The sequence below is a fragment of the Gelidibacter salicanalis genome (assembly GCF_007997285.1).
Classification (GTDB): Bacteria; Bacteroidota; Bacteroidia; order Flavobacteriales; family Flavobacteriaceae; genus Gelidibacter; species Gelidibacter salicanalis.
This window is the reverse complement of sequence record NZ_VORX01000002.1, coordinates 176,985-199,989: the sequence shown is the minus strand read 5'-3', so window position 1 is coordinate 199,989 and position 23,005 is coordinate 176,985. Positions and strand designations below refer to the sequence as shown.

At 39.8% G+C, this 23,005-nt stretch carries 15 protein-coding genes; 2 read left to right on the top strand and 13 right to left on the bottom strand.

What is annotated here, in order from left to right:
• Positions 1-93 precede the first annotated feature (93 nt).
• The 12 genes from ES711_RS04100 to ES711_RS04045 all read right to left on the bottom strand — a co-directional run bounded on the left by ES711_RS04100 (position 94) and on the right by ES711_RS04045 (position 18,786).
• Complete coding sequence (locus ES711_RS04100) at positions 94-1,443, bottom strand: alpha-L-fucosidase (RefSeq protein ID WP_146890411.1); 1,350 nt, start codon at positions 1,441-1,443, stop codon at positions 94-96.
• A gap of 2 nt (positions 1,444-1,445) precedes the next feature.
• Entirely contained in the window at positions 1,446-3,776 is a 2,331-nt protein-coding gene (locus ES711_RS04095; protein WP_146890408.1) for a glycoside hydrolase family 20 protein, read from the bottom strand.
• A gap of 20 nt (positions 3,777-3,796) precedes the next feature.
• Positions 3,797-4,822, bottom strand: coding sequence for an isoaspartyl peptidase/L-asparaginase family protein (locus tag ES711_RS04090; RefSeq protein ID WP_146890406.1), 1,026 nt, complete (start codon positions 4,820-4,822; stop codon positions 3,797-3,799).
• 11 nt (positions 4,823-4,833) lie between these two features.
• On the bottom strand, positions 4,834-7,080 hold the full coding sequence (locus ES711_RS04085) for a GH92 family glycosyl hydrolase (protein WP_146890403.1): 2,247 nt from the start codon (positions 7,078-7,080) through the stop codon (positions 4,834-4,836).
• Between the two features lie 66 nt (positions 7,081-7,146).
• Positions 7,147-8,460, bottom strand: coding sequence for a sugar MFS transporter (locus ES711_RS04080; RefSeq protein WP_146890401.1), 1,314 nt, complete (start codon positions 8,458-8,460; stop codon positions 7,147-7,149).
• A gap of 10 nt (positions 8,461-8,470) precedes the next feature.
• Positions 8,471-9,592, bottom strand: coding sequence for a putative glycoside hydrolase (locus ES711_RS04075; RefSeq protein WP_146890398.1), 1,122 nt, complete (start codon positions 9,590-9,592; stop codon positions 8,471-8,473).
• A 17-nt stretch (positions 9,593-9,609) separates the two neighbouring features.
• Positions 9,610-10,767 (bottom strand): glycoside hydrolase family 18 protein, encoded by a 1,158-nt coding sequence (locus ES711_RS04070; protein WP_146890395.1) that lies wholly within the window; start codon positions 10,765-10,767, stop codon positions 9,610-9,612.
• 66 nt (positions 10,768-10,833) lie between these two features.
• Positions 10,834-12,447, bottom strand: a complete 1,614-nt coding sequence (locus tag ES711_RS04065) for an alpha-L-fucosidase (protein ID WP_146890392.1) — start codon at positions 12,445-12,447, stop codon at positions 10,834-10,836.
• Positions 12,448-12,597: 150 nt separating this feature from the next.
• Positions 12,598-13,668, bottom strand: a complete 1,071-nt coding sequence (locus ES711_RS04060; protein ID WP_146890390.1) for a carbohydrate-binding family 9-like protein — start codon at positions 13,666-13,668, stop codon at positions 12,598-12,600.
• 11 nt (positions 13,669-13,679) lie between these two features.
• Positions 13,680-14,645 carry a glycoside hydrolase family 130 protein gene (locus ES711_RS04055; RefSeq protein ID WP_146890388.1) on the bottom strand — a complete coding sequence of 322 codons (966 nt, stop codon included), beginning with the start codon at positions 14,643-14,645 and terminating at the stop codon, positions 13,680-13,682.
• Positions 14,646-14,650: 5 nt separating this feature from the next.
• Positions 14,651-16,528 carry a sodium:solute symporter family protein gene (locus tag ES711_RS04050; RefSeq protein ID WP_146890386.1) on the bottom strand — a complete coding sequence of 626 codons (1,878 nt, stop codon included), beginning with the start codon at positions 16,526-16,528 and terminating at the stop codon, positions 14,651-14,653.
• A complete protein-coding gene (locus ES711_RS04045) occupies positions 16,528-18,786 on the bottom strand; it encodes a GH92 family glycosyl hydrolase (RefSeq protein ID WP_146890383.1) in 2,259 nt (752 codons plus the stop codon). The genes ES711_RS04050 and ES711_RS04045 overlap by 1 nt, the downstream gene beginning before the upstream one ends.
• Before the next feature lie 282 nt (positions 18,787-19,068).
• Here ES711_RS04045 and ES711_RS04040 point away from each other — a divergent pair, with 282 nt between their 5' ends.
• Both ES711_RS04040 and ES711_RS04035 read left to right on the top strand, forming a co-directional pair.
• Complete coding sequence (locus tag ES711_RS04040; protein ID WP_146890381.1) at positions 19,069-20,130, top strand: sensor histidine kinase; 1,062 nt, start codon at positions 19,069-19,071, stop codon at positions 20,128-20,130.
• Positions 20,131-20,169: 39 nt separating this feature from the next.
• Positions 20,170-20,880: a LytR/AlgR family response regulator transcription factor gene (locus ES711_RS04035; protein ID WP_146890378.1), complete on the top strand. Its 711-nt coding sequence runs from the start codon at positions 20,170-20,172 to the stop codon at positions 20,878-20,880.
• A gap of 196 nt (positions 20,881-21,076) precedes the next feature.
• Here ES711_RS04035 and ES711_RS04030 read toward each other — a convergent pair whose 3' ends face one another.
• The gene (locus ES711_RS04030) at positions 21,077-22,990 is read right to left on the bottom strand and encodes a SusD/RagB family nutrient-binding outer membrane lipoprotein (protein ID WP_146890375.1); all 1,914 of its coding nucleotides are present in this window, start codon (positions 22,988-22,990) and stop codon (positions 21,077-21,079) included.
• Positions 22,991-23,005: the final 15 nt, after the last annotated feature.

Below are 23,005 nucleotides of genomic sequence, written 5' to 3'. Positions count from 1 at the left end.
TGACTCTTGGCTCTCATCTCTTGATTCTTGTTTCTAGAAGCGCAGCGGTCTTAATTCTTAATACTTAATTCTAACAGCGTAGCGATCTCATTTCTACTTATTCAACTCCACAGCATTCCCATGCCCTCTATACAACACCAACGCATCTTCCAATTCTACTTCAATCAGGGTTACATATGCATCTAAATTCTTCTCTTTAGGAATTTCAATTCTTAAGATTCCAGGAATATTATTCCATTCTGCACCACCATTTCTTTCAAAGCTCAATTCTTGTCCACTACCCACAACTTTGATGGATTTCACTTTGTTCTGAATCCCTTTTAATGAAATGTAGTTTTTAGGATTGTCAAATAACGCCAAATAGATTTTGGTGTCGTCTTTGCTCAATAAGGTAGGGCCGTAAAAGTGCCCGTAAGGCAAACCTGCTTTACTACTAAAAATAGCCGATTCATGTTTATTCACCCATTCCCCTAAAGCTTCCAAACGGACTAACTGCTCTTCGGCAATAGACCCGTCAGGTTTTGGACCGATATTCAATAATAAATTTCCTCCCGTGGCAATCACCTCAACAAAAGTTCTGATGATTTGCGATACCGGTTTGTAGTTGGTATCCGATGGAAAATACCCCCAATTATCGTTTATAGTCATGCAAAACTCCCAAGCACCTTCTGGCCTTACTACGGGCACACCTTGTTCTGGCGTACTATAATCGCCGTATGTTTTCAAACGGGAATTGACAATCACTTTTGGGTTCCAAGCCAATAAGGAATCTTTCAAGGATTCTGCGCGCCATTGCTCACTTGATTTTTCCCAATCGCCATCAAACCAATATAAATCCGGATTGTATCTGGTACTCAATTCTTTTAACTGCCCATCATTAAATCTCAAAAACCGTTGCCATGGCGACAATTGATTTTGATTTTTTTGAGGATAGTTTTTACGAGTATCAGGACGTGGAAACACCACATCATAATCAGGATGCGACCAATCAATCAGCGAGTAATACAAGCCAACCTTTAAACCTTCTTCCCGCAGTGCATCTACATAAGGCCCAACCAAATCGCGCTTAGCTGGCGTTTTTTCCACAACATTTAAATGGCTGAATTTGGTATCCCATAATGCGACACCATCATGATGTTTGGTAGTCAATACCGCATAACGTGCGCCTATCTTCTTAAAGAGTTTTGCCCAAGCATCCGGATCGTAATTTTTGGCTGTAAACTCTTTTCCTTGCGACATATAATCGTCATAAGAAATGCGTTTGTGATACATGGACCACGATTCGCCAATGCCTTTTACGCCATAGTAGCCCCAATGGATAAAGACACCCAATTTAGCATCTTGAAACCACTCTAATCGTTCTTCTTTGGTAAGTTTTTCTTGCGCCACCACGTGATTGGCTACTAAGAAAAATAATACTGCTGTAATTTTAAAATATCTCATTCCTAATTAATTACAATTTCATCCACAAATAACCATACATCACCGCCGTTTGGAAGTGTTTTCATACTTTCAGCAACCACTTTTACATATCTTACAGATTGTTCATCAAAAGTTATTTTAAAATCTTTTAAATCGAAGGACGGATTTTTAGCAAAAGCTCGTTTTTCAACGCCTACTTCTTTATAGGTTTTCCCATCATTAGATACATACACCTTTACCGCGGTTGGGAAATAAATGCCAGGACCTTGATTTTCTAATGTTCCTAGAATCACTTCATGGATTGGCATTTCTTCGCCCAAATCGACCACTGCTTCCATTCCTTTTGCCAACCAGGCTTGCCAATGACCATCGTGGAAATTTTTAGTACCACGTAAAGTATTTACCATACCAAATTTACCTTCCCCCTGGTATTGCTCATTATAAATCTCTTTAAAAGTCACATCTTTGCCAACCGCTTTATGAAATTCGACGGTAGTATTAAAAGGCACGCCAACCGGCTTATCATCCTTGAAAAGTGAGGCATGAATTTCAGTAGTTTTATTGATGATTAAAGGCTCCGTATATTTAGTCGCATTGTCCGTTAGTTTCGCATCATTTAAGGTATAGCGAATATCTGCATCTGTGTACTCATTTTTCAATTCTACAGAAACTTCTTTGGTTTCCATATCAATTTTAACATCTTCCATAACTAAGTAGGAACTCTTTGCATAATTGATGTCCATCAAATCATAACGCTTAAACATGGTTTCAATACGCGAAGAGAAATCTTCCCAATTACGAGACTTTTTTGGAGACCATAAGGTTTCAGATAAGGCAGCCAATCTCGGAAAAATCATATACTCAGAATGGTCTGTAGTTTTTATTTGTTCTGACCATAAATTGGCCTGCCCGCCTAAAACATGTTTTGCTTCCTCGTCCGTCATGCCTTCCACTAATGGATCAAACGTGTACACTTTACTCAATGGCGTATAACCGCCCCACGCTAAAGGCTCCTCGTTTTGCGGGCCTTGATAATGGTCAAAATAGGCATGTGAACCTGGCGTCATGATCACATCATGACCTTGTTTTGCTGCTTCAACACCGCCGGCAACACCTCTCCAACTCATAACCGTTGCTTCAGGTGCGATTCCGCCTTCTAAAATTTCATCCCATCCAATCAAACGTTTCCCATTTTTGTTAATAAAACGCTCCATACGTGTGATGAAATAACTCTGTAATTCTTCAACATTTTTTAAACCTTCTGTTTGCATGCGTTGCTTACAATGTGGACAGGTTGCCCAATTGGTTTTGGTCGCTTCATCGCCACCAACATGAATGTATTTAGATGGAAAAATCTCCATAACTTCTAATAATACATTCTCTAAAAATTCGAAAGTATGTTCTTTTCCTGCACAATAAATATCCGTAATTGGCCAAACACCTCCTGAAGGCACACCAACCGGACGTTCATGACAAGATAATTCTGGGTAGGCCGCAATTGCTGAAGTGACGTGCGCAGGCATTTCTATTTCAGGAATAATTTCCACATTTTTAGTCGCAGCATAGGCCACTAAATCTTTTAACTCATCTTGGGTGTAGAAACCGCCATAAGTTCCTTTTTCATCTGGAGACGTTTCTTCTCTCCCGTCCCAATGCTTATCTTCTTGATCGACTCTCCATGCCCCAAATTCGGTCAATTTCGGGTATTTTTTGATTTCGATTCTCCACCCTTGATCATCCACCAAGTGCAAATGCAAGACATTCATTTTAAGCATTGCCAAACGATCAATGGTTTCCTTTAAATAATCGATTTCGAAAAAATGACGGGATACATCCAACATCAAACCTCTGTATTTATAACGTGGTTGGTCAGTAATTATCAAGTTTGGAATAACCCAAGCTGTATCACCAATTTTATCAGCGCTTTCAATACTTACAGGAAGTAATTGTCTCAGTGTTTCCAGTCCATAAAGAAACCCAGCATTCCCTTTTGCAGAAATGATGACGCGATCAGAATTAACATCTAATTTATAGGCTTCTTCCTCTAAGTTTTCATCCACAACCAATTTCACAAAATCCGCTTTTGGCGCTTTTTCAGACACCTCTAAATCCCATCCCGCTGCATTTTTAAATTTGCTTAAAAATCCAGAAATCATCTCTTTTTGAGCTGCGTCTGAAATGACAATTTTTGTGTCATCACCAAATTGAAAAGACCCTTCCGCCAAGGTTAGTTGCGCAGGTTTCGGAATAACGGCGATCTCCTCTTCTGTAAACGTTTTGTTCACCTTTTTTTCTTCACAAGACCACGTTATCGCAATTAATGCTAAAACAACTAGCTTTCTAAATACACTCATTTTTCTAAAATTTTATATGATCAATTAATTTTCCATTCTTCCCAAGACATTTTAAAAGTGGCATCTTCCATTCTGCTGCCTTCTGCTTCATCGGTTAGCGCATAATTAAATCCGGAACGCAAACTGTAGCCCGCGTGTTCGCCGTTTTTGTTAATAGCGATAAAACCAACCTGCAAATATTCCATATCTCTATGATTTTTGTGTTTGTTATAAATGCGTTCTACAATCTCTTTACAGGCCTCTAAAGGCGATTTACCCTGGCGCATCAATTCGACCACCATGGCACTGCCGGCAGTTCGTATGACCGCTTCACCCAATCCTGTTGAGGCCGCACCGCCCACTTCATTATCCAAAAACAAACCTGCACCAATAATTGGCGAATCGCCAACACGACCGTGCATTTTCCAAGCCGCTCCACTAGTGGTACAGCCACCTGAAATATTGCCGTCCTTATCAATAACCAACATGGAAATGGTATCGTGATTTTCCATATTGATGACCGGTTTATACTTCGATTCTTCCATCCATTTTTTCCAATCTTCCTCTGCTTCTGCCGTTAAGAGGTTTTCTTCTTTAAAACCTTCAGACAAGGCAAATTGAAGGGCGCCATCTCCAGAAAGCATCACATGCGGTGTATTTTGCATGACGTTTTTTGCCACAGAAATGGGATGCTTAATGCCTTGTAAAAAGGACACCGCACCACAATCGCTATTATGATCCATGATACACGCGTCTAAAGTGACTTTTCCTTCCCGATCCGGAAAACCGCCGTAGCCCACACTTCTAACTTTGGGATCTGCTTCAGGGATTCTCATTCCAGCTTCAATCGCATCTATGGCCGATTTGCCGTTTTTTAGTTGCTTCCAAGTCTCGTCGTTAGCTGGTAATCCGTGGTTCCAAGTGGAAATTATTAAAGGTTTTACCGCTTTTTTAGTTGGCTGTACTGTGGGGATAATCGCAGTACTGGCAGTATTACAGCTCAATACCGAACTGATGCCGATAGTGCCTAAGGCTGCTTTTTTTATAAAATCTCTTCTGTCTGACATAACATAGGTGTTTAATGATATAGTGTTGAGGATGGTGCCATGGTATTGTTCGTGTTTGTATTAGGAGTGTCTCCCATTTTGAACACTAACGTGCCGCCGGCCATAATTTCTTTATGTGTTATGTGATTTCGATGTAGGGTTTTACCGTTTAAGGAAATCGATTGAATGTAAATATTGTCTTTAGAATTTTCCAAGGCTCTTACTGTAAAGGTCTTGCCGTTTTCTAAATTCAGGACGGCAGAATCGAATAAGGGCGAACCGAACGCATAGACCCCTTGTGCAGGATTTACTGGATAAAATCCGAGTGCGCTAAACACATACCAAGACGACATTTGGCCACAGTCTTCATTTCCGCAATGGCCGTTAGGCTCGTTTTGGTATTGGGTTTCCATGATCTCGCGGACTAACTTTTGTGTTTTCCAAGGTTTTTCGATGTAGTTATACAAATAGGCCACATGATGGCTCGGTTCATTACCGTGCGCATATTGCCCAATCATTCCTGTACTGAAAATTGGTAATACATCGTCAGGAAGCGGATTTAATGAAAACATGGAATCCAGTTTTCTTTCGAATAATTCATTGCCACCAACGCGTTCGGCTAGACCCTCAATGTTATGTTGCACAGACCAGAAATATTGCCACGCATTACTTTCGCAAAAATGTGCGGAATAGTCTTTAGGATTAAAATCAGCGATAAAAATACCATCTTCCAATTTTGGACGCATAAAGGTGCTTTGGCTATCGTAAACGTTTCGCCAGTTTTCTGAACGTTTTAAAAAGGTATTATAATCGTCAGTTTTCCCTAATGCTTTGGCGAATTGCGCAATGCACCAATCGTCATAAGCATACTCCAAGGTTTTGGATACTGACCAATCATCACCACCTTCGCCAACAGGAACATAGCCTAAGGCCATATATTTATCAATTTCTCTTGACGCATCCGTAGCACTGGCAACGCAGGCTTCATAGGCCAAATCAGCATCAAAATTTTTAATGCCTTTAAAATAGGCATCGACAATCACCGGCACGGCATGGTAACCAATCATCATATTGGTTTCATTGCCCTGCATGGACCAAACGGGCAACAATCCTGTTTCCTTGTAATGAGCCAACATGGAATTGACCATATCTGACACGCGTGTAGGATGTACGATGGTATAAAGGGGATGTGCTGCACGATAGGTATCCCACAACGAAAAGGTGTCATACCGATCAAAGTCTTTCGCATTCATGAGGGAATCGTTCGCGCCTTTGTAGTTCCCGTTAGGATCACTTAATAATGTTGGTGCCAACATGGATTGGTACAGCATGGTATAAAAAATCCGTTTCTTAGACTCGTCGGCTACGCTGATGTTGATTTTTTGGAGTTGCGTTTGCCATTTCTGATCTGCTTGATGCCTTAGAGCTTCAAAATCAAAATGTGGTGCTTCAGTTTCTAAAGATTTATAAGCGCCTTCAAGATTGGCAGAAGACACACCCGTTTTTAGAATGATGACCTCTCCGTCTTCTGTACTATAATCTAAAATGATTTTCGTGTTTTTAGCGGTGACTGGAGAATTACTAAGCGAATCGTTTTTATAAACTTTATAGTTTTTGAAAGGTTTGGAAAGTTGCATCACAAAATAAACCCGTTGGTCTCTTGCCCACCCGGTCGATTTCCGATAGCCTTCAATAGTAGTTTCATTAACCACATTGATATGAGTTTCAGTAGGACTGTCCCAATTTAAGGCGTAGCCTAAATCGATATGAATCTGCGAACTGTCGTCTTTTGGGAAGGTGTATTTATGAATTCCTGTGCGTTCAGTGGCGGTCAATTCCGCTTTAATACCATAATCTAACAAGTCTACCGTATAATAACCCGGAGATGCGGCTTCCTTATCGTGAGAATAACTTGAAAATGGTTTGAAACTGTTGGCTTCAATGCGCTCAGCAAAACGACTGTTAGTTGGCATTACCAATATATCGTAAAGATCGCCAGCCCCAGTACCGGATAAGTGCATGTGAGAAAATCCGGAAATAATAGAATCCTGATAAAAATAACCCGCAATCCGATCCCAACCAGAGATACCAATGTCAGGACTTAACTGCACCATCCCAAACGGTACGGTGGCACCTGGATACGTGTTTCCCGGTCCATCCGTGCCAATAAACGGATTTACATATTGGGTTAATTTCTCTTGAGACACGACAGCTTTAGGTGCTTTGCAGTGCCACAAAAACCCCATACATAAAAGACCTATAACCGCAATTTTCCTCATGACTCTCTATTCTCTCTTCTCTATTTTCTCTTCTCTCTATTCTCTTCTCTCTATTCTCTTTTCTTTCTACACAACAACAACTTTCGCTTTGCCATTTTTATACCCAAACCACACAATATACGCATAGCACAGTATAATAAAAATCATGGCGTTTTTAAATGCTATGTGATCGGTTAAAAATCCGAAAACTGGAGGAATTATGGCGCCACCCACAATAGCAGTACACAGCATTCCTGAAGCTTTTGGTTTTAAATGTCCAATACCGTCGATAGCTAGCGTAAAAATGGTTGGGAACATGATGGAATTGAATAAACCAACCGCCAAAATACTCCACATACTCACCAATCCAACCGTACTGATTGATAGCACAATCAAACTGATGGAGATGATGGCGAAAATAGCCAAGACTTTTCCTGGCTGCATAATTTTAGTAAGATAAGCACCAACAAATCTTCCAATCATCGCTCCTGACCAATAGAAAGTTACAAAAACACCCACAACAGCTTTACCATCTTTATCTGCCAAACCTGAATTTAAAATGGTTTCAGCAATAGATCGCATCAAGCTCGATTCTTTAATAACGGAAACCAGATTCATATCTAAAAAGTAGTTGACCAAATAACTCCCAATAGCGACCTCAGCACCTACGTAAAAGAAAATACCCAAAACCCCTTGCATCAGTTTTTTATTCTTTAGAGCTTCCTTATACGTTCCGGTAGACGTTTCTGAAATCATGGTAGGTAATTTTGCAAACAAAAATATCACAGCGATCAGTCCTATAAAAAGTGCCAAGCCTAAAAATGGCGTTTGCACGGCTGCAGCTTCTGCGGAGAGGTAGGCCTCTTTTGCAGAACTATCCAAAACTGCAATTTCATCTTTTGTTTTTATCACATCGCTCAAAATAAATAGCGCTCCAATAGCCGGAGCAATTGCAGTTCCTAAGGAATTGAAAGCCTGAGAAAGATTTAATCTACTCGATGCGCCATCCTCTGAACCCAAAACAGCGACAAATGGATTTGCAGCTACCTGCAGAATGGTAATCCCACCAGCGAGAATAAAATACGCCAACATAAATATGCCAAACACACGATAGGAAGCGGCCGGATAAAACAGTAAACAGCCCAAAGCCATGGTCAATAATCCGAGGATGATTCCTTTTTTATAGCCAATTTTGGAAAGGATATAACTTGCCGGGATGGAGAGTAGAAAATAAGCTCCAAAAAACGCGAATTGAACCAGTCCTGCCTGAAAATAAGTTAAGGTAAACAGTTCACGCAATCGCGGAATTAGGGAATCGACCAGCACTGTTATAAATCCCCAAAGGAAAAATAGGATGGTCAATAAAATAAATGCGGATCGGTATGATTTCTGGTTGGACATAGGTTATGTGTTAGTTAAAGCTTCCTTTTATTTCTTTAATAGTCTGTAAATAGGCATCTGTTAATTGTGGACCGTCAAAAAATGTCACGCCTTTGGCGCCGTTATCCTTAGCATATTGAATGGCTACTTTAAGTTCTTCGGCAGATGTAAATGGGGGCAGAAAAACGCCCGTATGTAATCCGACATTTTTAGATTCTAAATCGGTGACACCTTGGTTGGTGGCATAACCAATCCAGTCGATTTCTTCGTTGTAAAAGCCGTGGTAAATCATCGGATAAACGGCATCAATATTCCATTTATCCCAACGTTGGCGCACCATATGGTCAGCCATTTCTGGATAAGGAAAAACAGCAGCAGTCAGTTTTTTGTTGTTTATATGGACGATCTCGTAAGCGTCATTGACCAAGTTTCTAATGGCATTCAACCGGAAATTCTTCCATTCCATGTCAATCGCGGTATTGTTACTTTCCAGTGGATTTTTGTGATGGATTTTTTCGAAAGCACTGATACAGGCTTCACAATAACAGAAATCGTATTCCGCCATTTCAGTATCTTGGGTAAGGTTGTATTTAGGCAGTAATCCTATGGGCAAGAAAATATCCGGGAATCGGATATAATCGAGATGTACACTTTCAATGCCTTCCACTTTGGCCATACGTTCTACCAAACTTAAAATATGGTTCCGAGACGCTTCTCTGGTGGGGCAAAGCCATTGGTAATAGTTTACGTAAGGCTGGGTGTCATAGCACGATTTGCCATCTCTGCTCACCATATACCACTCCGGATGTTTTTGGGCAATGGTATCTCCTGGTCGGTTGACCGCCCACATCCAAGCGTGTACCTTAAGACCTTCTTTTGATGCTATAGCCACCAAACGCTCCAATTCTTCAACGTCTGTAGCCGTGTTGATGAGCAACTCATCTATACCACCTTCTTTATACCGTTTGAATTCAGCGGCATAATCTGCGTTGGATGTTGCTTTGTTTGAAGTGATCCAGGTGCCAAAATTAAAAGCCTTCAGTTCTGCGGACTTCACATTTGCTGCAGTCTCCTGTTTGCGCTCCTTTTGATTACAACCACTAAGTGCTACGACAATCAGAAACAAAAACAAATATGTGGTTATTCTCCGCATGCAAATAATTATTTCTACTAATGTAAGCTTTCAAAAAGCGTATTCAACAATTCTTGATCCTTATCTAAACTATACTCCCAAAACATGGCGCCTCCCAAGCCTTTTTCTTTAATATAGTCTGCTTTTAATTTGATTTCTTTCGGCGTTTCCCACGAGATCATCACCTTATCGGTAGCACTCCAGAGGTAAGACGCTTTTGCCGATTCGTCATACAATTTTTCGTAGTTACCAGATTTTATTTTCTCAAGAATTTGCCAGTAAGAAATGATATAACCACCTTCATTAGCCGAAGCGTATAAAGGAACCTTCGTAGGCGCTACTTTTTCCCATTGTCTGCCATAAAACGGAATTCCCAAAACGAGTTTGTTTACGGGAACGCCCGCTACAATATGTCTTTCAATGGCTTCAACACCACTATTTCCGCCATATTTTTCCTTATCTGATGGGTGTAAATTGGCGTGGTGCCCGGTTTGATACATCCAACCTTGATAAAAATCGTAGCCCATCACGTTGATAAAATCGAGGTATTCGTGCGCCTCTCCTAAATTGGTATTGTCAATATAGGCTTGATCAGCGCCAGTGGCGATAGTCAATAAATAATGGGTGTTGTCTTTTTCACCTTGCACATCGAGTGCTTCTCGAATAGCTTTTAAAAGCAATGTGAAATTATCTTTATCCGACGGACGGAAGACGTTGTCTTCTGCGCGTTGGCCTGGATATTCCCAATCGAGATCGACCCCATCAAATTCATGTTTTTTAAGCAATGCCACACAACTTTCTGCAAATATTTTGCGTGACTCCTCATACGCAGCCATTGTTGAAAATTGATCAGACCAAACCCAACCGCCTACTGAATACAATACTTTTAAGTCCGGATTTTGTTGTTTGAGTCCGATTAGCGTTTCAATTTTGGCAGCATCAGTGTCGAGTTCAAAAGCCGCATTACCTTCTACAATATTGGCAAAGGCAAAGTTGATGTGGGTCAGTTTTGAGGCATCAATTTTTGAAAAATCGTAATCTTCATATCCTGCCGCATAGCCGATGATTTTCATATCTACAGGTTCTGCATCCTTTTTGGAGACTTCTTGCGCTTCAACTGGCAATTCCGATTTTTCTGGTGCATTGTTGCAGGCAAAAAACAGGGGTAGTAGGAATATAAATTTGATAAATCTCATCTCTTTTGTGGTTTAAAAAAATGCCATTGGCTTTAGTTGTAATCGGTTAATTAAAATCATCCGTCATTATAGAACTCCTTTAATTCTAAATACCGTTGTTAAATTATTAGGACGATTTGCTGGCACTGTCAGTACTAGTTTAGTATTGTCTTGTTTAAACTCGATTTTTTGGTTACTCCCAATCATTTCGATTGCAGTTATCTTGCCAGGCTTCTGTTGTGATTTCAGTCCTAAAGTTGGCAATTCAATTTGCCCTTCTGCTGGATTAAGTACAAACATATACAGCACATCTCCGTTCGTGGTATACCGCACCTCATCTTTACCATAAGCTGGACTGGAGAGGGTTCTTTCATTGAAATGTTCCTCGCTCTTTTGCTTTTTTAAGGCCTCAAGATCTGCTTCTCCAATAGCACTATTTTCTAAAACCTTGAGATAAGAATCCAGATTATCTCCATATACTTTCCAAGGTTTGCTGGCGTAAACAGCTTCACTGTTAAGGCGTATCCATGCGCCAACGTCATCCAAAATTAGTTTTTGAGTTGTAGGAATGGTGCCATCACGTAACAGCTCCACATTTAGCACAAGGTTCCCATTTTTACTATTGTAATCTGCCAAGGTTTCGATAACGGTTCTGGTGCTATGGCGATAGTCCAGATCGCCTTCATCTTCTTTATAAAACCACGTACGCAGTGTCGTGATCCCTTGCCACGGAAAAGCTAATATTTCAGAAGCGCCACCACGTTCAATATCTTTAACGGTTGTGGGTTCACTGCTAAATTTACCCGCTAAAACCGCATCAATCTTCCCATTGCTCTCACGTTTTTTGTTGAAATATGTGGTGCTCACGGCCTTTCCATAATCGCCATAAGGGAAATTATAGCCATCAAACCACAAGTAATCCAAATCGTATTTTGTAACAAGTTCAGTGTGACGCAGTTTCCAATTTTTCTTAACCCCTTCAATGTATTCAGGTGTCCGTTGTGCTGGTGGCAATCCGTATAAATCGGCTGGATCCAAGCCTTCCCACCATTTGCTTTTGCCATCTTCAATGGTCATATGTCCATCGTAAGGAACACCTTTATAAGGTCCTGAAGTGTCCGCTCCAAAAGCAGGTTCCCACCAACCCAAAAAGCGGTCATCATGTGAACTCACCCCAAACCTCATGTTGTACTTTTTAGATGACTGTTCAAACTCTCTTATAATATCACGTTTTGGACCCAAATTAACGGAATTCCAAGGGTGGTAGGTAGAATTAAAATTATCAAAATGATCATGATGATTGGCTAAGGCAACAAAATACTTGGCACCAACACTTTTGAAATATGAAACAAGCGCATCCGTGTCTAGCTTATCAGCTTTCCACTCATTAAGCACATCTTTATACCCAATTTCAGATGGATGGCCATAGGTTTTATTGTGAAAGGCATAAGCGTTTCTCCCCCATTTTTCATGCTTCACATCTTCCATATACATGTGTCTCGCATACCATCCGCCTCCTTGCATAGGTTCAGTTTGCGCACCCCAATGCACCCAAATTCCGAATCTGGCTTCTGTATACCACGCTGGGAATTCATAAGTTGCACTGAGTTCTTCCCATGACAAGTCTTTGTCTTGCGAAAGAGCAGGGAAGCTCAAAAATCCGATTAAGAATAAAATTAAAATGTGTTTATGGAACTCCATCTGGGTTATTTTTAAATTTAGTTTGTCCTGCACGTGGCACAATTAATTATAAGAAATAAACTTCTTGTATCTTTGAGGGTGGCCGAGACCTCACAGGTTTTATAAACCTGTGAGGTCTATCTAACCGCTAAATCTTTTATTATTCTATTTTTATTTTATCTTAAATTTACCATCCTCTTTTATAATCAAAAATTTATTTGAAAACGGACTCCTAACTGAAATCGTCCATCCGAAACTATGGTTTTCAAGTTTAGGGGTGATGGTCTTGCCTTCAATGATTATTGGCGAGGTCATCAAACTATCTAATGACGTGGCCCAGGCTGCATGAGTTTCAAAATGTTTCTTTTGCGCGCGATACAGTTCATACAATCCCCATTTGATTTTTTCGTCATTTGGAATTTCAAACGTATCTTTTGCTCCAGCTTCTTTTGAAGAAAAATAGACATAACCCCAATGTTCAGGTTCGTGCATGTTAATGACACCTTGTGGCGACCATACCCAATTGTATTCCGGGAGGTAATTGCCTTCCGCATCTTTCTTGCGTCCGTAAGCACCGTCATTTAGTTGATAATCCCAATTGACTCTAGAAAAATTCACGCGCCAAAAGTCGTCTTTAGGTACATTTTCTTCAAAATAGGCTTTCTTGAAAACGCTCCACGGAATAGCTATTTCAAGCATCCATCCTTTATCAGTATCCTTCGGATTATTTAAAGTGCCGTCAATGGATATAGCAGATTTCATTCCCGTAGCCGTCCAATCATTCAACACCACATTATCTTCGCGATAAGGTTTTGACACAAATAAATCCCACACGGTGTTGATGGTGTTGATCTCAATTTCATAATAATTATGGGTATCGCCAGTGGGGTCGATAAATACTTCAAAATCGTTATTATGAAAGATAATCGCGTCGTGCTCTGTAATATCTGCCCATACGTGTGGCTCTTCCATTTTAGCTAAAATGTAGAAATAAGTACTATCCCATAACATTTTTGCTTGGGTATTGTAGGTCGGTTTTTTGACCCCTTCAATATCAATAAACAAATCAGTCCATTCCACTTTATCCCAAGACGCATCAGCATCCTTTCCATCAATTGTTATAGAATCTGTTGTGTGATAGGCGATATAACTCTTAGGCATTTTGCCGTTAGTTGTTTGGGCAAAAGCAGTCAAAGACAGACACCAAAAGCATACTAATGCATATCGAAATTTCAAATCCATAGGAGTTGTTTTTATAAACTATTATCTTTTGTGAATTGCACCACTTCGCTCAATTTCCCGAAGGCCATTGCCACAACAGTATCTGCGGCACCGTAATAGACCGCCAATTTATCTTCTTTGGTATCGTGTAAGGCTGCACAAGGGAATACCACATTAGGCACATCGCCAGTGGTTTCATAAAGTTCAGCAGGTCCTAATAAATAAGGTTGCGTTCTGTATTTTACTTTATCTGGTTGGTGTTCGTCTAAAATAGCGGCACCCATTGCATAACGGAATCCGTTACAGGTATTGATCACCCCGTGGTAAAGCATTAACCAACCTTCATCTATTAAAATTGGAATTGGGCCTGCGCCAATTTTGGTACACTGCCATGCACTGTCCACAAACGGCGTTGCTTTCATCACACAACGGTGCTCCCCCCAATATTTCATATCCGGACTGTAGCTGATGTAGATATCACCAAACGGCGTATGGCCATTATCACTAGGGCGACTCAACATAGCGTATTTGCCGTTTATTTTTTGAGGGAATAAAACTCCGTTTCTATTGAAAGGTAAAAAGGCGTTTTCACATTGGAAAAATTCTTTAAAATCATACGTATAAGCAATACCGATGGTTGGCCCGTGGTACCCGTTGCACCAGGTAATCCAATAACGATCTTCAATAAACACAACGCGCGGGTCATATTTATAGTCGGATTCTATCATTTCAGTATTTCCCGCTTGCATCACAATTGGCTCATGATTGATTTCCCAATCAATACCGTTTTTGCTAAATCCAGCAAAAATATTCATTTGCACCGCTTTGTTATCACATCTAAAAACACCAGCAAATCCATCTTCAAAAGGGACTACAGCACTATTAAAAATACTGTTGGAAGTTGGAATATCATATCGGTTTATGATTGGGTTTTCAGAATAACGCCACATCACGTCGTTACAGTTGTCAGGCTTATCTTGCCATGGAATTGAGTTCATCTGCTTTAATCTTTATATTTTTTTACTTTATCTAACCAAGTGAATTTTAAAATGAGCGAGGTTACTCCAAACACCAATAGCGCCGTCCACGCTTTTGGGTAGTCTCTGATCAGGAAATAGATCGGCAATAAAATCATACTCGATTGCCAAACGACACCCACCACACAATTTAACATATCACTTACAAAATCTTTATTTTGAGTCGCCGCACTATCATCCTTTTGTAAGGCTTTATATACAGGTTTCCACCAACCCCAAGGTTTAACGTTTCCATAAAACGCCTTTAAAGTCTCCATTGGTGTGGCCGGGGTTAATAATGTCCCCAAAAACGACCCTAATAAGGATACTACAAATATAAACGGAAACATATAAATGGCCGGTATTTGGGACACTTCGTATAACCACGTTCCCGTTTCAAAATTACCTTTATTTTGGTCTAATAAAAACTGTAAGGTTGCCACGAACAATCCGGAGGTCATTCCCCAGAAATAGCCCCAGCCATTAAAACGCCACCATACCCATTTTAAGAAATTCGCTGCTACATAGCCGCCATAGAGCGCACTGGTAATCCAGAGGGTTATCGAGTTGATGGATCCGGCAAAAAAGCCCATGGTTACCCCTAAAATCACAATGGCGAAAGAGGCAATATGACTCGCTTTGATATAATGCTTGTCTGAAGCTACTGGTTTGAAATATTTCTTATAAATATCGTTCACGATATAGGCAGGACCAGAATTGACAAAGGCTGAGAATGTGGACATAAATGCGGCCAAAAGGCCAGCTAACAGCAAGCCTTTAATCCCGACGGGAACGTGTTCATTAATCACTTTTGGCAGAATCACTTCTAAATCGGCACCGGTTAAACTTCCCGTAGCCGCCATATCAGGCGCCAAATACACGAGTCCTAATACCACTATACCACCGATAAGTAAATAGCGTGGAATAAATAACACCAAGTTGGTAAACCCACTCATATAAGCGGCTTCCTTAACTGATCGGGTGGACAGGATGCGTTGCATATCATAACTCGGTGTCGGTCCTGCGATACTGGCAAAAAAGCCTTTAAAAAGCGACATGCCAATAAAAGCGCCAAACATTTTATAACCTTGAGTATCAATTAAATCGTTGAAAGCGGCATACTTATCTGACCATGAGCCTTCCAATTGACTCGAAAACATGATGCTTGACCATTCGGTAGAAATCACTTCATTGATTTGAATGTCCGTAACAGTGATAAACGCGTAACCAGCAATTAAAATTCCGGCAATGACCATAATGCCGTACTGTAATACTTCTGTCGCCACAACTGAAAACATTCCCCCTTTAATGGTATAAATAGTGGTGAGAAATATAATAATCAAGGCGTAGTTTTGATCAGAGGTTAATAACACACCGTCGTTCATCATCAGGGTCAAATCCCAAGGCAAAATGATGCCCATAAATTTACCCACGCCTTCAAAAAAGTAGGCGATAAATCCGATGGACGCCACAATCGCAAAAATAGCCACAATTAAATGTGAGGCCCTTCCTGCTTTTCCATCACCAAAGCGGGTTAATATCCACTCAGAACCTGTCATAATGTTAGAACGTCTAATCCATGCGGCCAAGAAAATCATGATGAAAATCTGATTCCAAATAGGCCACATCCACATGAACATAAAGCTTTTGGCGCCGTAGAGAAATAAAATCCCTACCATCCATGCGGTGCCGGAAACATCAAACATTCCCGAGCCATTACTCAATCCTAAATAATACCATTTGATACTTTTTCCTCCAAGAAAGTAGGAATCCAAGCCCTTAGAAGCGCGTTTGGAAATCCAGATCCCTACCGCCAAAGTGACAACAATATAGAGGATAATTATAGATACGTCAATAATTCCCATTAGTCGTTTTTAGTTTTTGAAGTGCCCCATTTTTTGTTAGGTTCAGCGCCCATTACAAAACGCAAAGTGCCTCCTTTTAAAATATCAGCATGTGAAATTGCTGTTTTATGGAATGGTTTGCCATTTAATGTGGCCGATTGAATGTAGAAATTCTTATCAGATACGTTTTCCGCTTCAATCACAAAGGTTTTATTATTTGGCAGATTGATGCTTGCTTTGTCAAAAATTGGGGTTCCGATTTCATAGTCTCCAGACGCTGGATTCATAGGATACAAACCGACCGAACTCAACACATACCATGCACTCATCTGTCCGCAATCTTCATTACCACTCAATCCGTCTGGCGTGGTATTGTATTGGGTGTCCATAATGTGACGTGCCCAATATTGCGTGCGCCACGGTTGATCCGCATGGTTGAACATATAGGCAATATGATGGCTCGGTTCGTTACCGTGGGCATATTGGCCTATAAGACCTGTAATATCAGCTGAAATATTATCGCCAGTAATTTCAGAACTCTCTGTAAACAATTGCTCTAAACGGCTGGTGAATTTTTCGTTGCCACCATGAAGTTCAATAAGGTTATCGACGGCATGCGGTACAAACCAACTGTGTTGCCAAGCGTTACCTTCAGTATAATCAGTTTGCTCTCTGTGGTTGGAATGTTTAGGATCAAAAGGTTCGTTCCAAGAATTTCCTGCAACCGATTTTCCACGCATAAATCCGGACTCGTTATCAAATAAATGTTGGTAGGCTTTAGAACGCTCGGAGAAATATTTATAATCTTCATCTTTACCTAAAGCTTTCGCCATTTCAGCCACACACCAATCGTCATAAGCATATTCTAACGTGATGGTTACGGATTCGTCCAACAAACTGTAGGGAATGTAGCCGTATTTTTTATATGAATCGAGGCCACGCTCGTCTTGCATCATGGTGGTTTTCATGGCTTCGTAAGCGCGTTCAGCATCAAAGCCTCGAATTCCTTTTTTATAAGCTTCTACAATAACCGGAATAGAATGGTAACCCGTCATGGTATTGGTTTCATTGCCGTATAAAGTCCAGACTGGTAAAATGTTTCTAACTTCGTAATACGCCAACATAGAATTGACCATATCTGACACCCTATCTGGTGCAATCATAGTCAACAAAGGATGTTCCGCTCTAAAGGTATCCCAGAGTGACAATGTCGAGTATGCGGTGTAATTGTCCGCATCAACAATGCTGTCATTCTCCATTCGGAACTGGCCATTTTTATCACTGAACGTTACAGGCGCCAATTGGGTGTGGTATAATGCGGTGTAGAAAATAGTTTTTAAAGAATCGGTGGGTGTCTCCACTTCAAAGGAGGCCAATGCTGTATTCCATAGTTTTTCAGCCGCTGTTTTTGTTTTATCAAAATCAAATCCGGATGTCCCCAAATTGTCTTTGGCGTTCTCTAGGCTTACTGATGATAAAGCTACTTTTGCCAATAATTCAGGACTTTTTTCATTAGCATCGAAGATTACTTGAATGGAAGATTTCACACCTTCATGATCGCCATCTTCAAACACTTGACCATCAACATAGAGTTTATAATCGGCAATAGGTTTAGAAAATTTAGCTACAAAAAACACCTTTTGATTCTGTGCCCATCCTGTACTATGGCGGTATCCGCTAATGGTGTATCGGTCTTCAACTTTTAGAGAGGTAGCCACAGCTTTGTCCCAATTGATGGCGAAACCAAGGTCGATCACTACTGATTGTTGATCACCTTCCTTAAACGTGTATTTATGATACGCGGTTCTTTTTGAAGTCGTCAACTCAACATTCACATCATGATCCTCCAAGTAGACTTGGTAATAGCCTGGTGATGCTTTTTCATTGTCGTGACTGTATGTTGATTTGTAAGGTATGCTGTCTCGAGAGATAGGGTTCGCAGTTAAATCGACCGTTTTGTTGATGGGCATAAAAATAATATCCGCCAAATCTCCGATTCCGGTACCGCTCAAACTTAAATGGCTAAACCCAACGGCTGTATCATCAGAATAGTGGTATCCTGAGCACCAGTCCCAATCGCTGATCCCATTTACAGGACTCACTTGCAACATGCCAAAAGGGACGGTTGCGCCAGGATAGGTGTGACCATGACCGCCCGTGCCGATAAATGGATCGACGTAACTGATAGCTTCTGGCTTTTCTTCTACAGGCTTTTCAACGTGTTCATTACAACTGACCAAAAGAAGTGTGGATAAAAATATTAAGTATCTTTTTTTCATAAGTATCATTTTGTCTAACGTGTGCAATCGTTTTCTTTTACTGAATTATAAAGACTAAAAAATGCGGGATGTTCTACTCTTTTTGAAGCCTTTATACAAAATGAAATCAAACAAATGCAAATTGCAGCGTTCATCAGGCTTTAGAATCCTTTGATCATTTATTTCGAAAGAAAAAAAACAAACTGAATTCACTCCATAAATTTTCATAAATTTAACCACAATTGAAATTAAATTAGACGGACGACACGTTAACTCTCCTGAACATCACAAAAGATTTTTTTAATGAACATTAAATCCAACAGACTCTACAGAATCTCGTTTTGGCACCATATTATTTTTTGGTCTGTTTACTTTTTATTTAACACTTTTAGATGGGGAAGTTACTTTGATGATTACCTCTACTCACTAAAAACAAACCTGCTTGGGTTTCCAATCCATATTGCGTTATGCTATTTTAACATCTACTTTTTGATGCCCAAGTTTTTGTTTAAAAAGAAGTATGTGCCTTTTGTGATTTTGATTCTTTCGGCCATTTTTTTAATGGTGCTGGCAAAATTCAATCTCACTTATTTTTTAATTAGCAGTGAAGTGTGGCCAGAAGGCCCAAATCCCATAAACAACCTGACGCTCAACTATGTGATTGATATGATGATTGGCGAATTATACGTGATCACCTTTGTAACCGCCATAAAAGTTACCTTAGATTTTTTAAAGGAACACAAACGTGTAGCCGATCTTGAAAAGGCTCAATTAGAAACTGAATTACTGTTCTTAAAATCGCAAATTTCTCCGCATTTTTTCTTTAATACGCTGAATAACATCCATTCTTTGGCTTTGGAAAAATCCAACAAAACATCTAAAATAATTTTAAGGCTTTCCGAACTGATGCGCTACCTATTGTACGAGACAAAATCTGAACGGCAGTCTTTAGAAAATGAGATCATGTGCATCCAGAATTACCTCGATTTGGAAAAAATCAGGCACGATGATTTGTTAAAAGTGCAGATGTGCATTTCCGGAGATATCCACGATAAGACTATAGCGCCCATTTTGCTGCTCACCTTTGTTGAAAACGCCTTTAAACACGGTGTGAGTAAAAATATTGGTTTGGTAAATGTGGATATTGAGTTTGTGGTAGAAGGCGATTTTCTTTATTTCACCATAACCAATCCCCTACCATCAGCGCATACCTTGACGCATGAGTTGAATCAATCTAGTGGCATTGGCTTAGAGAACGTAAAAAAAAGATTAAGTTTAGGGTATGATAAGGAGGATTATGAACTCACCATAAAAAGCGATGCAGAGACATTTACAATTCATCTTAAGATAAAGGTTACGGCATAAATACAGGAGCGCATAAAATGGGAATTTAAATAGTAGGTTATGAAGATACAATGTTTAATTATTGATGATGAGCCTTTAGCGATTAACGTCATTAAAAATTATCTCCAAAAAATTGAAGACATCGAATTGGTGAATTCCTTCAACAACGCTATTGATGGTTTAAACTTTTTAAAGCATCATAAGGTCGATGTGATCTTCCTAGATATTGGCATGCCAATTTTAGACGGCTTAAGTTTTATTAAAAGTTTAAAAGAACCGCCTTTGATCATTATCACGACAGCTTATACTGATTACGCCGTGGAAACCTACGCTTTAGATGTGCTTGATTATTTGGTGAAGCCAATTGAATTCCCCCGTTTTATGAATGCGTTGAACAAGGTGTACCGACGGTTAAATATTAAGCAGGCACCAACCGATTTAGGCCCTACCCGTCCCTTCGTTTTTATTAAGATTGATAAGAAGAAGATGAAAAAAGTGTTTTTGGATGAGATTTTAGTGATAGAAAGTCAAAAAGATTATCTCAAGATCACGACTACCAACGGTCGGTTTATGATCCACAGTACGTTAGCGGACTTTACCGACGTATTGCCAGCCTCCGATTTTATCAGAATTCATAGATCATACACCATCTCTATCAGTAAAATTGACGCTGTAGAAGGCAACAGTATTGAAATTGACGGCATGCGATACGGAATTGGCCGCTCATATATTGACGAAGTGAAAGCTAAGATTCTAAATTCTTCAATTTAAATTTGTCATAAAAAGATTGAAGAACGCTGCGCTGTTAGAATCAAGAACAAAGACTATCGTAAAGCAATAAAAATCTAGACTAAAATTTCAAAAGCTAACTTCAATTATATTCTTATTTTTACATAAAAAAGGGAGAACCGTTACAGTTCTCCCTTTTTTCGACTATCATAAAATATAATTGAAAAATTTTAAAGTTTTAATTTTGTTGTGCCCACCATAATGGGGTAAACACTGTATCAGGTCCACCTAATTTATCAACTGCTTGTGCATATCCAGCTGGGATATTGCTACCGAAGTTAGAAGGGTATTTTAATCGTTGTCCAAAAAAGTTGATGCTATTACCCATATAATTACCAGTATTCAAAGCTGGAAGATTTGTTAATTCTTTCTCAATGGCCGGATTCTCAAAAAATGGTAAGCCTAAACGTCTATGGTCACTCCAAGTTTCCAACGGTAACCATGGTGTCTGTGCAATAAACTTTTGAGTAATGATTTTTGTCAAAAGGTCATTTTTCACAGTCCCATTTTTATAGATTGTATTTTCCGGATATTTAACATTGACGGTTCCTGCCGCCCCTGTATACCCATCTTTGTAAGTCATAGCCACTGTTGATGGTGGCTCAGTGGTGTGGTCCCAACTCACAGAAGTACCAACTCTACTAAAATCTTGTGAAGTTAAATAATCACTTAACTGAGCTGTAACGCCATTGTATGCAAAACTTTCAGCAATCCCTTGTTCGTAAGCTGCTTTGCCACTTAAAGGTACTGCCCAGCCCCTAACAGCTGCCTCGGCAATTAAGAAGTGAGATTCCCAAGACGCAAAGAAGATTCTTTCGTTAGTACCATTTCTGTACTTATTAGCTAAACGAGGTAAAGTTCCTGTAAAACCATACACTTTATTCTTAGCTCCTTTTTCTCCCCAATCACCACCGGTGTAAGCATTCCAAGTAAATGCTGCATCAATTTCTTTCACTACATTATCAGTAGCATCTACTAAATTTCTTTTTGTAGTCTTAGCGCCATTAGTCCAAGATGGATATGAATTAAACTCTGGATCATTATAATCGCCAGGAATTACATATAAATCATAGGCTCTAGGATCAATAGTTTTATGCAATCCATCAAAAAAGTAACCTGCAGAAGGATCGTTAGTCAACGATGTAAAGTGGTTCTCAAATTTAAGACCCAAATAATTTGCTGGCTTAATGTAACCAAGTTTATCAGCCGACAATACATCAGCAGATGGAATACCACCTAAGCCAATCATTAAGTTATTTAATGTAGCAGATATTTCATGATCCCACCACTCTCTGGTCATAACCCCTGTATAATCACTCCAACCGCCTTCTTCTTTAATAGAGAAATTATCGTCTGCTACTTTGATGAAGTCATCAGCTACAGCAGCTTCAAATTCGGCTTGAGCCTTCGCTGGATCTACTTCTGATAAACGCATCGCTAAACGCATTCTTAAAGAATTACCATACTTTTTCCATTTTGCATAATCATACCCATAAGCCGGATCTAATTTTTTCAATGCATTGTCAGGATTTGACACCTCAAGATTCAGTGCTTTAGTAGCCTCCGTTAGCTCTTTAAGCATGTAGTAATACACCTCCTGAACGTCATTATATTCAGGGTTTTCACCATTAAAGCCGCTTACTGGAATAGGTCCAAAATTGTCCGTCATTTCACTCATGATATAGGCACGCCAAATTCTAGCAACCTCTCTAAGATTTGGAGTATGCTCTCTAAAACTACCAGAAGCAATTTGCTCGTCAGCAATGTTTATACCAGCGTTGATATTTCTTAACCATTTAGATACATAGCCATTGTAATAATCACTTGTCCAACCATCATTAGCGCTGCCTTCAGATAAGGTACCAACTCTGGTCATATGGCCCGCATCGTCCCAATAAAGAACAAATACACGTTCTGAAATATGTGGATCCTGTTGCGCACCACCTATAGAACTATTAATAAAATATTCTATCTGTACTTGGTCAGCACCCGCTGCCACTGGGTCAATATTGACTTCTTCAAACTCAGAGCAGGATAGGAATGCTAAGAGCACACCTCCTACTAGGCCTGTTTTTTTTAATATTTTTCTCATAACTTTTGTATTAAT